The 13177-nt window shown below is 49.4% G+C and carries 14 protein-coding genes and 1 other annotated feature; of the genes, 1 reads left to right on the top strand and 13 read right to left on the bottom strand.

Going from position 1 to position 13177, the window contains the following annotated elements; all coding sequences use genetic code 11:
* Positions 1 to 72 precede the first annotated feature (72 nt).
* The 6 genes from groES to ACT89M_RS06525 all read right to left on the bottom strand — a co-directional run bounded on the left by groES (position 73) and on the right by ACT89M_RS06525 (position 3790).
* Positions 73 to 354, bottom strand: coding sequence for a co-chaperone GroES (gene groES, locus ACT89M_RS06550; RefSeq protein WP_090918205.1), 282 nt, complete (start codon positions 352 to 354; stop codon positions 73 to 75).
* Between the two features lie 494 nt (positions 355 to 848).
* Positions 849 to 1631, bottom strand: coding sequence for a twin-arginine translocase subunit TatC (gene tatC / locus ACT89M_RS06545; RefSeq protein ID WP_253496395.1), 783 nt, complete (start codon positions 1629 to 1631; stop codon positions 849 to 851).
* A 78-nt stretch (positions 1632 to 1709) separates the two neighbouring features.
* On the bottom strand, positions 1710 to 1958 hold the full coding sequence (tatA, locus tag ACT89M_RS06540; RefSeq protein WP_308722446.1) for a twin-arginine translocase TatA/TatE family subunit: 249 nt from the start codon (positions 1956 to 1958) through the stop codon (positions 1710 to 1712).
* A gap of 151 nt (positions 1959 to 2109) precedes the next feature.
* Positions 2110 to 2595, bottom strand: a complete 486-nt coding sequence (locus ACT89M_RS06535) for a MogA/MoaB family molybdenum cofactor biosynthesis protein (RefSeq protein WP_017690080.1) — start codon at positions 2593 to 2595, stop codon at positions 2110 to 2112.
* A 37-nt stretch (positions 2596 to 2632) separates the two neighbouring features.
* On the bottom strand, positions 2633 to 3136 hold the full coding sequence (gene moaC / locus ACT89M_RS06530; protein WP_276539741.1) for a cyclic pyranopterin monophosphate synthase MoaC: 504 nt from the start codon (positions 3134 to 3136) through the stop codon (positions 2633 to 2635).
* Between the two features lie 15 nt (positions 3137 to 3151).
* Entirely contained in the window at positions 3152 to 3790 is a 639-nt protein-coding gene (locus ACT89M_RS06525; protein WP_154890846.1) for a 5-formyltetrahydrofolate cyclo-ligase, read from the bottom strand.
* A 279-nt stretch (positions 3791 to 4069) separates the two neighbouring features.
* Here ACT89M_RS06525 and ACT89M_RS06520 point away from each other — a divergent pair, with 279 nt between their 5' ends.
* The gene (locus ACT89M_RS06520) at positions 4070 to 6031 is read left to right on the top strand and encodes an ABC-F family ATP-binding cassette domain-containing protein (RefSeq protein WP_253496403.1); all 1962 of its coding nucleotides are present in this window, start codon (positions 4070 to 4072) and stop codon (positions 6029 to 6031) included.
* A 666-nt stretch (positions 6032 to 6697) separates the two neighbouring features.
* Here the strand turns inward: ACT89M_RS06520 and ACT89M_RS06515 are convergent.
* The 7 genes from ACT89M_RS06515 to ACT89M_RS06485 all read right to left on the bottom strand — a co-directional run bounded on the left by ACT89M_RS06515 (position 6698) and on the right by ACT89M_RS06485 (position 13071).
* Positions 6698 to 8257: a 2-isopropylmalate synthase gene (locus tag ACT89M_RS06515; RefSeq protein WP_308722445.1), complete on the bottom strand. Its 1560-nt coding sequence runs from the start codon at positions 8255 to 8257 to the stop codon at positions 6698 to 6700.
* Between the two features lie 215 nt (positions 8258 to 8472).
* Positions 8473 to 8819: a binding site (T-box leader), on the bottom strand.
* Positions 8820 to 9340: 521 nt separating this feature from the next.
* Entirely contained in the window at positions 9341 to 10399 is a 1059-nt protein-coding gene (tsaD, locus tag ACT89M_RS06510; protein WP_154890843.1) for a tRNA (adenosine(37)-N6)-threonylcarbamoyltransferase complex transferase subunit TsaD, read from the bottom strand.
* Complete coding sequence (gene rimI / locus ACT89M_RS06505) at positions 10396 to 10917, bottom strand: ribosomal protein S18-alanine N-acetyltransferase (protein WP_090918224.1); 522 nt, start codon at positions 10915 to 10917, stop codon at positions 10396 to 10398. Before rimI ends, tsaD begins: the two co-directional genes overlap by 4 nt.
* 17 nt (positions 10918 to 10934) lie before the next feature.
* Positions 10935 to 11864: a tRNA (adenosine(37)-N6)-threonylcarbamoyltransferase complex dimerization subunit type 1 TsaB gene (tsaB, locus tag ACT89M_RS06500; RefSeq protein WP_260510768.1), complete on the bottom strand. Its 930-nt coding sequence runs from the start codon at positions 11862 to 11864 to the stop codon at positions 10935 to 10937.
* Positions 11861 to 12346: a tRNA (adenosine(37)-N6)-threonylcarbamoyltransferase complex ATPase subunit type 1 TsaE gene (tsaE, locus tag ACT89M_RS06495; RefSeq protein ID WP_154890842.1), complete on the bottom strand. Its 486-nt coding sequence runs from the start codon at positions 12344 to 12346 to the stop codon at positions 11861 to 11863. Before tsaE ends, tsaB begins: the two co-directional genes overlap by 4 nt.
* Before the next feature lie 244 nt (positions 12347 to 12590).
* Positions 12591 to 12767, bottom strand: a complete 177-nt coding sequence (locus tag ACT89M_RS06490) for an H-type small acid-soluble spore protein (protein WP_090918464.1) — start codon at positions 12765 to 12767, stop codon at positions 12591 to 12593.
* 4 nt (positions 12768 to 12771) lie between these two features.
* Positions 12772 to 13071 carry a hypothetical protein gene (locus ACT89M_RS06485; RefSeq protein ID WP_154890841.1) on the bottom strand — a complete coding sequence of 100 codons (300 nt, stop codon included), beginning with the start codon at positions 13069 to 13071 and terminating at the stop codon, positions 12772 to 12774.
* Positions 13072 to 13177 lie beyond the last annotated feature (106 nt).

The following is a 13177-nucleotide window of genomic DNA, read 5'->3' as shown; positions in this document are numbered from 1 at the left end:
AAGAAAACCTCCCTAGTATATTGTGTAAAATGGTACTGCTATATGGTTCGGTTAACCGATTAAAATTTGAAATTAGTCGAGAATCGCGTGAATGTCGCTCTCTTTCATAATCAAATATTCTTTACCTTCGAATTTGATTTCTGTACCGGCATATTTGGAGAAAATAACGCGGTCTCCTTCTTTCACTTCCAGAGCTACACGTACGCCGTCTTTCAATGCACCCGCACCAACTGCAATGATTTTACCCTCTTGCGGTTTTTCTTTGGCGGAGTCCGGAAGTACGATCCCGAAAGAAGTCGTTTGTTCTTGCTCCAGTGGTTCTACCAATACGCGTTCACCTAAAGGTCTGATCATGAAAAATAGCCTCCTTTTAAAATTATATAGCCTTGCATTTGTAGGTTGCAGCCATATGTATTAGCACTCGACAGTGTTCAGTGCTAACAACCAACTTTATGATACTCAACTTGAAGCATGATTTCAAGTCTTTTTGATGAATTCTTGCGAGAATTTACGTTGAATTTACATCCATACGGCTTGACCACTTATATCCAATAAGCCAAATCACGCCTGGTACAGCTGGATGAATGTTACATTCATGCCTTCTATTTTACGAGATTCGTTGCCTTAGATGCAAACTTCACCCCGTATCCCTTTTCCATTGTATCCATCGTTCCGTATAATATGCCTGCATGTCCAGATCTCTTCTCATCTTCCAATAGAACCAGAAGACCCGGATCAGAACAAATCGTCTTCTCCGGGTCTTCTGGCGAGTAGATTTGCCCTCTACCCGCACTTCATTTTTGATGCAGGCAGCATTCTCACTCTAAACACATAAATTATGGAGTTCTCTACCCTGTATGCTGATTGTCCTCGGACCGCATATAACGAGCTTCAATCTCCTGATCGGCTGCAAGTTGCTTGCGATACACAATGGCGGATAGAAACACACTGATCTCATACAAGAGCAACAACGGAATCATGACAAGCAGATCAGATATTAAGTCTGGAGGCGTAATGACCACTGCAATAAAAATCAGCACGAAATAAGAAATTTTGCGCATTTTACGCAGACGAATCGGATTCAGAATTCGTAGCCCTGTCAGGAACATAATCAGCAGTGGCAACTCAAACAGCAGTGACACTGGCAACACAATGCCAAACAGGAAACTGAAGTACTGCTTCATTCCATATGTCTCGACAAGTCCCATTTTCTCCGTAATCGTTGTTGTGAACGCAAGAGCCATTGGAAAAACAACATAATACGAAAAAGCGACTCCCACCAGAAAAAGTAGAAATACATAAGGCACATACTTCAGAGATGCCTTACGTTCTTGTGGCCGCAGACCAGGACTCACAAACTTCCAGAGCTGGTACACCGTAAAAGGCAACGTGATAATAATGGAAAAGAGCCCGGCAATCTTCATATAAATCCCGATACCGTCCCAGAACGAGAACGCATGCAGTACGAAACCCTTGGCCGTCTCTGCCTTCGTCAAATACTGATAAACCGGGTCTGCCACGAAAAAACCTGCAATCAGTCCCAAAATAAAAATGCTCAATACATAGATCAGCCGCTTGCGCAGCTCACTCAGATGTTCGGTAAGCGTCATTTCTTCATTTTGCCGCGTCATGCCTGCCTCCCCTGGAATTTCAGCTTTAAAATACAAAACCCTTCCGGCAGGAAGGGGTCTCTCTCTTAGCCATGAAACTTATTCCGGCAGGCGTTTATCCAGAGGTTTCTCAGCGGCCGTTATATCAGCTGCTACCGGTTTCGCTTTTTCCTGCTCTTTCCGGCTGGAAGCATCATCGTCCGAAATAATATCACGTGCGCCTTCCTTGAACTCGCGGAACGTACGCCCGACAGCCCGTCCCAATTCCGGCAACTTGTTAGGCCCAAACAACAGCAATGCAATCACGGCCAGCAAAATAAATCCTGTTGGTCCAATCGAACTTAACATAGATCTTCCTCCTTGTTTCAAGCGTTCAACATGCGCATATCCGAAGCCCTGTTCATCAGATGTCTGAACTGCATTTGGATTTATGCCCATCATACCACAGATGTAACCACTTACATAACCCGCAAAATGTTATAACTGTGCTTTATTTTCCTTATTGCTTGAATTGGCCTGTTACCATCAGGAGCGCTTCCGGAAGCTGGTCCATAATAGCTGCCAGATGTTCGTGCACACCCTTCGGCGTACCCGGCAGATTCACAATCAATGTGCGTCCGCGAATCCCGCATACCCCGCGGAACAACATCGCAGAGCGATTTTTGCTCATCACACTATATCTCATCGCTTCCGCCATGCCGGGAACTTCACGTTCAATCACTCGTCTGGTCGCTTCAGGCGTAATATCCCGAATGGCCAGCTCCGTTCCACCCGTTGTTAGTACGAGATCAGCGTGAAAATAATCGGTCATCTCGATTAATGCCGCAATAATCTCATCAGGCTCATCCGGAACGATCCGATACTCCACGATCTGACCACCCAGTTCTTCTTCTACAAGTTCCCGTATCACCTGCGCACTTGTATCCTCACGTTCTCCACGGGCCCCTTTGTCACTGGCTGTCAGGATTGCTGTTCTCCACACCATAAAGATCACCCTTCTCCTCTATGAAAATAATTATCCGTTATCGGTTGAAATCACCGTTTTTACCGCCGCTCTTGGACTGCAACATTGTCGGGCCGATGATCATATCTTTTTGCATCGCCTTGCACATGTCATAGACCGTAAGTGCCGCAGCCGAGGCAGCCGTGAGTGCCTCCATCTCGACACCTGTTTTACCTTCTGTCTTGACGGTTGCTTCGATATGGAGTTCGTCCACGCTGTTATCATGAAAACGAATATCCACACCATTCAGTGCAAGCGGATGACACATCGGAATCCAATCAGACGTTTTTTTCGCCCCTTGGATACCAGCAATCTGAGCAACCGCGAGCACATCGCCTTTTCCAATACGGCCTTGGCGAATGGCTTCCAGTGTCTCCGGGTTCATCGTGACTTTCGTTACAGCAACAGCGGTACGTACCGTTACATCCTTACCCGAAATATCCACCATCCGGGCTCGTCCCTGTTCATTAAAATGAGTCAGCTTCCCACTGGAAGATTGACCTTGGTTTACTTCTGAGTTCAATCACATCACAACCCTTTATTCGATATGTAATATACCTTCGGGTGTTATCAACAGATCCAGCCGCAGATCTAGCGGGTCCATGGGAATGTCAGGCTCCAACTGGCCAGGTAATACCAAAGCAGCCATGAGAGGTCTTTTACCTTGCTTAGCACAATGGTTCTCAAGACTCGCTGCAAACCGGTCGTAATACCCACCACCGTATCCGATACGTCCTCCTTGAAGGTCGTAACCCAGTCCGGGTACCAGCACCAGATCCAAAGCCGGCCAATCTTCGGGTTGCAACACTTCACAAGACGCCTTAGGTTCAGGTATGCCCCAAACGCCTGGTTCGATATCCTCCCGGCTCGTCACTCGCCGCAGTTCCATTCGTGGCGAATCAGCGAGCACTTTGGGCGCTAGCAACACATCCCCTTGTTTCCACCCCTCTTCAAAAAGAAAATCGGTGGAAGCCTCACTGCCATAAGACAGGTAGCTGAAAATAACCAGAGCCTCACGCTTTTGCCTGTTCTTGCTTAGCCGCAGACGATCCAGTTCACGCTTCAGTCCGTCATTCATTCGCATGCTGGCTTGCTGACGCATCTGCTCGTCCAAACGATCGCGTAGCTGTCTAAGCCGGGAGCGAAGCTGCTTCTTCTGTTCCGCATGATCCTGCATAATGCTGACGAACCTCCTGTTGATGTGGAAGGTAAAAAAATAAATTCAAGCCATTGCACTTATATGTTAAGACAAGATGTCATCTGGATGATCAGGTTCAAATGATTCATTTTCTGCAAAATCGTCATGGTATAACATGCCTTCTTTCAGTTTATCACTGATTGACCAAAAAGACTACAAGCCGGAGCCGTTCCCAACCGGTGCATTTGCTCTGTATTTCATGTAAACTGAGAAGTAAGTGTCTATTTCAGAACTCGACCTATGGAGGAACTTAATTCTATGTTGCTGCAAGTATCCGGAATTATTAAACGTTTTGGTGTCGATCCAATCCTGGACGGCGTGAACTTACAAATATTAGAACGTGAGCGCATCGGACTGGTTGGCGTTAACGGTGCAGGAAAATCCACTTTACTCAAAATCATCGCTGGAGAAATGTCCCATGACGGCGGACAAATCTTCAAATCCAAAGAAACAACGCTTGGTTACCTCGCGCAGAATAGCGGCCTGCAGTCTAACCGCAGTATCTGGGAAGAAATGATGCATGTCTTCGCTCATCTGACCCAGACCGAAGCTGAACTGAGACAGATGGAGCATGATATTGCCGATCCCGCACGAATGGGAGATGAAAAGCAATACGCTGATCTGCTGGAACGCTATGCAAGACGCTCGGACTGGTTCAAGGATCATGGCGGTTACGAGATGGAAACGCGCATTCGCAGCGTACTGCATGGTATGGGTTTTGGTGAATTCTCCCCAGACACCCCCATCAGCACACTCAGCGGCGGTCAGAAGACCAGACTCGCATTAGCCCGCATTCTGTTGCAAGCTCCCGATCTGCTTATGCTGGACGAGCCTACCAACTATCTGGACATCGCAACCTTGACATGGCTCGAAGATTATTTGAGAGGATACTCTGGCGCACTGTTAGTTGTATCCCATGACCGGTACTTCCTCGACAGACTTGTGACGACAATCGTTGAAATCGAACGTCACCGCTCCAAAAAATATACGGGTAATTACAGTCGCTATATGGAGCTGAAGGCAGCAGAGTATGAGATTCAGATGAAACAATACGAGAAACAACAGGATGAAATCTCCAAGATGGAGGACTTTGTGCAAAAGAACATCGTACGCGCTTCAACGACGAAGCGTGCCCAAAGTCGTCGCAAAGCACTGGAGAAAATGGATCGTCTGGATAAACCACTTGGCGATCTCAAAAAGGCCCATTTTTCATTTGAGACCGCTGTTATGTCTGGCAAGGAAGTCCTGCGTGTCGATCAGTTATCCGTTGCATACGATGAGGGGTCACCTCTGTTCCGCAATGTGTCCTTCGAGTTACGACGTGGTGAAACCGTGGCCCTGATTGGGCCTAACGGGATCGGAAAATCAACGATGCTGAAATGTCTTACCGGCAGTCTTCGTCCTGTGCAGGGTGATATTCAGTGGGGCACCAAAGTACAGATCGGTTATTATGACCAGGAGCAGACTGGACTGAATCCGTCCAACACGGTGCTCGAAGAACTGTGGAGTGCTTATCCAGGCATGGAAGAAGCGCGCATTCGGACCGTACTGGGTAACTTTTTGTTCAGCGGTGACGATGTGCTCAAAAAAATATCCTCGCTCAGCGGTGGAGAGAAGGCTCGTGTGTCTCTGTCCAAGCTCATGCTGAAGGAAGCCAATGTGCTTATTCTCGATGAGCCGACGAACCATCTCGACCTCTTCGCCAAAGAAGTGCTGGAAGCCGCCTTAATGGATTACGAAGGAACGCTGCTCTTTATTTCACATGACCGGTACTTCCTGAACAAAATGGCGGAACGGATCGTTGAGCTTCATCCGGGCGGCACTGAGCAATACCTCGGTAACTATGACGATTACGTGGAGAAAAAGCAGGAATTGGAGGACATTGCACGTGAGGCCGCCGAGGCTCGCCAGGCCGCTTCCAAATCCGCTTCTTCAACAGCAAGTGCCGGTTCAGCAACAACTGAAAAATCCGGTGCCGCTTCCTTCGAGGCAGATAAACAAGCCAAACGCGAAGAACGAAACAGACAGCGCAGACAGGAAGCTCTGGAGCAACAGATTGCCGAATTGGAGTCCGAAATCACTTCGCTCGAAGAACAGATGACTTTGCCAGAAGTGTATCAGGATTATATGAAATTACAGGAACTACAGCAGTCATCGGAGGAGCACAAAAGTCAGCTTGCAAAAGCTTATGAAGAGTGGGAAAGCCTAGCGATGGGCTAAGCTGTGATTCCGCGTGATGATTCTGTCTATGATTCCGGTAAGGCTCCGTGTTACGAAGGTAACGTGGAGCCTCTTGTATTGTGTAGGAAACCAGCGATTTAGAAGACGCGGGTTTCGCTGATAAAATAACTTCAACACTCTCAGCTTGGTAGAGATCAAAAATCATATTTTCACATTTGTCAAATATCCATGGATTACGTAAAATTAATTTTGGAAGGCATCCCCTTTTATTATCCACAACAATGAGTAACATTTCACAACCCTTTTCATGTAATCAAACGTTGGTAGAATAAGCTTTGTATGAAAAAACCATATTTATCCACCGTTTTATCCACATTATCCACAGCAATGTTGGTAACTCAGATGCATTCTATCCCCTGAGAACCTCATGTTTCGAAAACACATGTTGCAGTACTTCACCTTAGTTACCCACAAATTATACTGGATATGTGGATAACTATAGTCACACCTTGACAGATTTGATTATTGCTATATGGTTTTTCGTTTATTCCATTCTTTCATATTTTAAATGGGCAAGCGAGCGTGTTCCTACTCTGCTCCTATCATTAAAAACAGAAAAAGGGTTCCATTCCGCCCAAATCATGGCGGGAAGGAACCCTTTTTAGCTTTTTTTTTGCTATATCATAATCACATATCTAAGGCACCTTAATGTACAGACACCTCTTCACTATCCGCAACAGATTCCGCTTTCAGTCCAGCTGCATTACATGCCGCAACGTAAGCCAAACCTGCAGCCATGACAATATCATGATGTGTTGCTGTACCCCTGAACTCTCGTCCGGCACGTTCTACGGTGATCACGGCTTCCGCGCTGGCTCCTTCTCCCCCACTCAAGGCATGCATCTCCATATCAACAAACGTAATGTCATCTGAGATACACTGCCCGATAGCCTGGATCGTCGCATCTACAGGACCTTTGCCTACGGCAGAGTAGGACTGTTCCCCTGCACTCGTACGAATACGGACCGCAGCCATGCGGTCTGTCATGCTACCTGCCGTCACTTGCAGCTCAACCAATTCATAGTCCTGTGCCGGAATATTCATCGTTTGGCTTACCATTTGCAACAACTGGTCATCACTTACCACTTTTTGCTGATCTGCGGTAACTTTGAACACTTCGTACAGCTGTTCCATTTGTTGCTCATCCGGTTCAAATCCGTATTTGCGCACCCGATCCTTCAGAGCATGACGACCCGAGTGTTTCCCCAAAATAATCATACTGCGCGGAATGCCCAGTGCTTCCGGGTCCATAATCTCATACGTATTGCGGTTTTTCAGCAAACCGTCCTGATGGATGCCCGACTCATGCTGGAATGCGTTACGTCCAACAACCGGTTTGTTGTAAGCAATCGGGAAATGCATGGCTCTGCTAATCTGGCGAGATGTCTCATATAGCTGATTCAGCTTGATGTTGGTCGTGGCTCCGATCACGTCTCCGCGTGTTTCCAGCGCCATAATCAGTTCCTCTAACGCGCAATTTCCTGTCCGTTCCCCAATCCCGTTAATCGTCACTTCAATCTGGGAAGCACCATTCGCAATGGCAGCCAGACTGTTTGCCACGGCAAGCCCCAGATCGTTATGGCAGTGGGCACTATAGCGAACTTTATCGCCGCCCCGCGCCCCTTCGCGTACGCGTCGGAACATCTCTCCATACTCATGCGGCAGCGCATAACCAACGGTATCCGGCAGATTAATAATACTCGCCCCTGCCTCAATGGCCACTTCAATCATTTCAATCAGATCATCCATCTTGGTACGCGCAGCGTCCATCGCTGTGAACTCCACGGTATCCGTAAACTGGCGTGCATAGGAGACCATCTCCCGAGCCGTTGCCACCACTTCACTGCGTGGACGGCGTAGCTGATGCTCAATATGAATATCAGACGAGGATATAAACAGGTGGATTCGTCGCCGGGCCGCATCTGCTGTAGCCTTCACTGCAGCATCGATATCGCCTTTGACTGCACGTGCAAATCCGCAGATTTCCACCTGTTGCAATTGTCTTGAGATCGCCTGAACCGCCTCAAACTCCCCTGGACTGGAGATGGGGAATCCAGGCTCAATGACGTCAATGCCAAGCGCTGCCAGCTGTTGAGCCAGCTCTATTTTTTGCTCAGGATGCAGGCTAGCTCCGGGTGCTTGCTCTCCATCTCGCAGCGTTGTATCAAAAATGTCAATCATGCGTTTGTTCGGATTGGTTGTCATATTCATTAACCTCCATTAATTTTGGGATATCGGTTCATATATGTTTGGTTTGTGAAAAGTTATGTTCAATGTGATGTGTGATGGTTCAAAGTGTACGTCGACTTACACCCTGAACAACTGTTGTTCCAGATTTCCTGATCAGACTTGCATCCATATGGCTGTTCCCTTTCGCCCACCCTGCTGCCGGCAGCAAAACAAATAACCCGCCATCTCATCAAAGAGACGGCGGGTTATTCTCCCCTCCGCGGTACCACTCTCGCTTGATGGCTCAGCCTGCACTGACACCATCCACCTCGTGTTCTCCAAAAAGTTCATTAGACTTCATCCTAACTACGGCGAAACCGTAACATTTCAGAGAAACACCCTGTAACGGGGGTCAACCGTTGCTAAGTACACATGAGTTGACACCGTCTCGTTTAGTGACGAGCACACTCAACCTCTTCTCATGTTTCCAAAGCTCTGTTCCCGGGCGAGATTCAAACGATTCCAGCCACTGCGTCGCACCACCCCGCAGCTCTCTGAGCGCTTTTGCCGTTCTACTGCTCCCGTTCATTACGTTTGTTGATATGATATTTATTGTTAATATTGATCAAAAAATAAAATCAAAAAAGCCTGCCTTCTCCTGCATAATGCAAGAGACGACAGGCTGTTCACCTTCGCGGTACCACTCTTGTTGACCTCAAGCCTGTTCGAATAACAGCTTGAAAGTCCCCTTAGTATTGTGCATCGATCTCTACACTTCGTAATTAGCGTAACGGAAGTTGTCTCCGTTTCGTTCTAATATGCTTCGACCCGAGCACAATGGCCCATTCACGGAGGCAACCCGTAACGATATACTGTCGGCTGGCTTCAGCCTTCGGCCCGTTTCTTGCTAGCCGTGTTCCATCGTTCCGCTTCCAGGTGAGTTTCAGGTTTCCTTCGGCTACGTTGCACCATCCCGCAGCTCTCTAATGACCCGGAGTGACCTTACTGTTCCTGTTCATCGCGTTTTTCAGTTCAGGAGATTATTCCTGTTTAAATTTGTAACTAATATACATTCTTCACAAACCGCTGTCAACCATTCATTTCAAAAAAGAGAGAACTTTACGCCTCGGTCTGAACCGACCAAGCTTCCAGAGAAAGTCCCGGGTCCGCCTTCGCGTCAAAATTAGTCCCCTCGCCGCGAATCCATTTCAGATGTGCTGCCGCGCCGATCATGGCTGCATTATCCGTACAATATTCCATTGGCGGGATGACGAGTTCAAGTCCTTCCTTCGCACAGCGTTCCTGCAGAGCAGTCCGCAAACCGCGATTGGCAGCAACCCCACCGCACAGAAGTAACTGACGTGAGTCATATTCACGAACAGCACGTACCGCTTTTTCCACGAGCACTTCAACGACTGCTTCTTGAAAACCACGTGCCACCGCAGACGGTTCCAGTGTTTCACCACGCATCTTGGCCTGATTCAGTGCGTTGAGTACAGCCGATTTCAACCCACTTAGACTGAAATCATAGGACCCTGCTTCAAGCCACACTCGTGGCAAAGGAACAACATCTTCAGCTTCAGATGCCATGCGGTCTACATGCGGCCCTCCCGGATATGGACAGCCGAGCGCACGAGCGACTTTGTCATATGCTTCACCGACAGCATCGTCCCGAGTGCGTCCAATCAGCTTGAACTTGCCCTCGGACTCCAGATGTACAAGCTCTGTATGTCCCCCGGATACGACTAGTGCCATCGCTGGATATTGCAACTCACGCACAAGACGATTCGCATAAATATGACCCGCAATATGATGGGTGCCGATCAGCGGTTTGCCCAGAGCCATCGCGAGTGTCTTCGCTGCTACGATACCCACCAGCAATGCGCCGACCAATCCTGGTCCCTGCGTAACCGCAATCGCGCTCAGATCACGCGGACGAATGCCAGACTGCTCAATCGCTTGCTCCAGCATTAGCGTAATCACCTCAACGTGTTTGCGTGAAGCCACCTCGGGTACAACTCCGCCAAACGCTTTATGTGTCTCGATCTGACTAGAGATGAGATTGGACAATACTTCACGTCCATCTTTGACCACGGCTACCGATGTTTCGTCACAGCTTGTCTCTACCGCCAGAATATAGGATGGAGTTCCGCCTTGATTATCTATAAGATCATTCATGAATCCATTACGCTTCCTTCCTCTTCGCCGCTCCGGCCCGCAGGCGGAAGTACCGCCCACATGATCATTGCATCCTCTCCGTTATCGGAGTAATACCCTTTGCGCAGACCTGCCGATTCAAACCCTTTTTTCTGATACAAATTCTGAGCCACGACATTCGACACCCGAACTTCCAGTGTCATTCGCTCCATACCGAGGTAGGCTGCCGTCTTCATTAACTCGTCCAGCAATTTCTCGCCCAGTTTGCGGCCCTGGTAGGCTTTTCTCACCGCTATATTGGTAATATGCGCTTCGTCCATAATCGTCCACATTCCCGCATATCCAATAGCAGTCCCGTCCAGCTCCATGACCATATATTTAGCAAAATGATTATGCTTCAATTCATTGTGAAATGCCTCTTCCGTCCAAGGGAGGGTAAATGCTTCATGCTCAATCTCCATCACGTCAGGAATATCTGCCACGGTCATGAGTCTGAACTGAAACATGGTCTCCTGTCCTTCATTCGCTACGTTGTCCATCCGCTCTCCCTCTCCCTTCAGCCTTTGCGCAGCAGGTTGGCTTCGGCTTCGGACAGCTGGGTGTAGTTCGGCACCAGGGCATGTACGTCATCGCGCTGACCTGCAAGCAGCGCTTCGGCGCCGAGGCGCCCAATCCAGCGGCCTTCCAGCTCATACGGTACGAGCTGGAGCGCCGTTCCTGCGGGGCAGCGAAGCTCTGCCGCTGCCGCCGCATGTTGGCCCGTCTCGCCGACGATCCAGACGGCAGCGGGCCGCTCTTCCGGCGCCGCCTCCGCCAAGCGGGCGGCGAGCTCTTCCAGCCATCCGTTCACTTGACGGATGGCATCCGGCGCCAGCCGGCGGGGTGTATCGCCGCCGGCTGAGGCGAACAGCGCGGTATAGGCTTGACCGCGCCGCGCATCCACGAGCGGAACGATCCAGTGGACAGGGGCGGCACTCGTGCCACCCTGGTCCGCGGATGGCGTTCCGCCAGCCCCGGCTGCGGCATCATCTGCCGCAGCTTGCGCCTTGGCGGCGAGGCCGCTGTGCCAGCCGCCCCAGGCGAGGGCCTGCAGGCTGGACACCCCGGCAACGGGGATGTCCCACGCCCAGGCCAGCGTCTTTGCCGCGGTCACCGCAATGCGGATGCCCGTGTACGAGCCCGGTCCAATGCCAACGGCAATCCCGTCCAGTTGGCCTGGCTTCGTACCGCTGGCAGCGAGCAACTGCTCCATCACAGGCACGACGTGCACCGAGTGATTACGCTCTGCTCGCTCATTGCGCTCTTCCAGTAGCGACCGCTCCTCCATCACCGCTGCAGCCATCACCGCGGTAGATGTATCCAACACCAAAAACCGCTGACGCGGCTTTTTTTGCTCCTCGATCGTCCCATCATTCCTTAATGCTTCTAACGTTTCTTCTTTCCCTAAACCTTCGTTCGTCCCTTCATTTCCAAAACCTTGTATCATCCTATAACTCCATTCTGTCTGAACTGTCGACATAGCGCGGCATATCCCTCACCATACCCATCCAGCGTTATCGTTCGATCTTCCAGACCTGTCGTCTCAATCTGCACATGAAGATGCTCTTCGGGTAACAACTCAGGAATGATGCTGGACCATTCCACCAGACTGACTCCCGTACCATAAAAATATTCTTCAAGACCCAGCTCATCCGCTTCTTCCAACGATATGCGATACACATCCATGTGATATAGCGGCAATCGACCCTCGTATTCCTTGATCAGCGTGAAAGTTGGACTGCTTACAACATCTCTCACGCCCAAATGCCAGGCAAACTTCTGAGAAAAAGCGGTTTTACCCGCACCCAAATCGCCGTCCAGTGCAATAACCATGCCAGCCTGTGCCTGCGCTGCAAGTGCAGCCGCAAGCGTTTCTGTATCTACAATGCTGTGGGAGTGATACACCCACTGCTCGTGCGTCTGATTCAATATACGCCCCACCTTTGACGGTCTTCCGTCTGAGTTCACTTTGAACCTTATTATATCGGTCCCTTTCCTTGCCCGCAACATCGAAGGAACATGCTGGAAAGGTTAGACTTTATAACCATCTCTTTGCGTAATCACAGAAAGGATCTGAACCTAAAAAACCGATACCTCCCGGTATCGGCCGCACTTTCATTGAATTCCAGAATGACAATAACCTCTAGTTTCCGCTGTACTTGTCACATGACTGCTACTCTTCCAGACGATCCACTCGCACCGTTTGGGTGTTCCCTGGTCTGCTGCCCACCTGTACCGTTGCCATGCCGTTTGCCTCATCCACATTTTCAATCCAGACAGGCTCACCTTCAAGCGTCACCGCGATTGTATCTTTGGAATTATAAATAGCTTTTGCCCGTTTTGCATCCATCATACTATTCGTAATCTCCTTCCGGGTCATCATTGTGATCCTCTTGCACAATCGTATCTGTCGTACTATCCCCAATATAACCATTATCCTCTGTAACCTGACCGCCGCCCAAACCCTCATTCACCATACGATCGATATCCAGCATAAAGGATTCCCGATCGAGCGGCAGTTTCTCTGAAGTTACCGCTTCCCAATTGACATCTGCTGCCGGCGTATAAAACTCTTCTGCACTCTCGGCATCCTCCAGAGGGTAGGGCGTAAACGCGTGCTTGTGCGCCTCTTCCTCATCTCGCCTGTTCTTCATCTGGCACCTCCCCATCATGTTTCTGTTATCATCCCCGACTCTTGCTGAACCATACAAAATGCTGAAGACCCCCATCTAGATATCCCTAACCACCATACAATCAAGG

This window comes from Paenibacillus sp. NN59 (assembly GCF_057597225.1).
The sequence above is the reverse complement of the archived record's forward strand: the minus strand, read 5'-3'. Positions and strand labels throughout refer to the sequence as shown.

Coding starts and splice junctions, on each gene's coding strand:
- groES (WP_090918205.1), bottom strand. CDS start 354: ATGATCAGACCTTTAGGTGAACGCGTATTGGTAGAACCACTGGAGCAA.
- rimI (WP_090918224.1), bottom strand. CDS start 10,917: ATGGACAACGTAGCGAATGAAGGACAGGAGACCATGTTTCAGTTCAGA.
- ACT89M_RS06490 (WP_090918464.1), bottom strand. CDS start 12,767: ATGGATGCAAAACGGGCAAAAGCTATTTATAATTCCAAAGATACAATC.
- tatA (WP_308722446.1), bottom strand. CDS start 1,958: ATGTTAAGTTCGATTGGACCAACAGGATTTATTTTGCTGGCCGTGATT.
- ACT89M_RS06520 (WP_253496403.1), top strand. CDS start 4,070: ATGTTGCTGCAAGTATCCGGAATTATTAAACGTTTTGGTGTCGATCCA.
- tatC (WP_253496395.1), bottom strand. CDS start 1,631: ATGACGCGGCAAAATGAAGAAATGACGCTTACCGAACATCTGAGTGAG.
- ACT89M_RS06515 (WP_308722445.1), bottom strand. CDS start 8,257: ATGACAACCAATCCGAACAAACGCATGATTGACATTTTTGATACAACG.
- ACT89M_RS06525 (WP_154890846.1), bottom strand. CDS start 3,790: ATGCAGGATCATGCGGAACAGAAGAAGCAGCTTCGCTCCCGGCTTAGA.
- ACT89M_RS06535 (WP_017690080.1), bottom strand. CDS start 2,595: ATGGTGTGGAGAACAGCAATCCTGACAGCCAGTGACAAAGGGGCCCGT.
- tsaD (WP_154890843.1), bottom strand. CDS start 10,399: ATGAATGATCTTATAGATAATCAAGGCGGAACTCCATCCTATATTCTG.
- ACT89M_RS06485 (WP_154890841.1), bottom strand. CDS start 13,071: ATGAAGAACAGGCGAGATGAGGAAGAGGCGCACAAGCACGCGTTTACG.
- tsaB (WP_260510768.1), bottom strand. CDS start 11,864: ATGATACAAGGTTTTGGAAATGAAGGGACGAACGAAGGTTTAGGGAAA.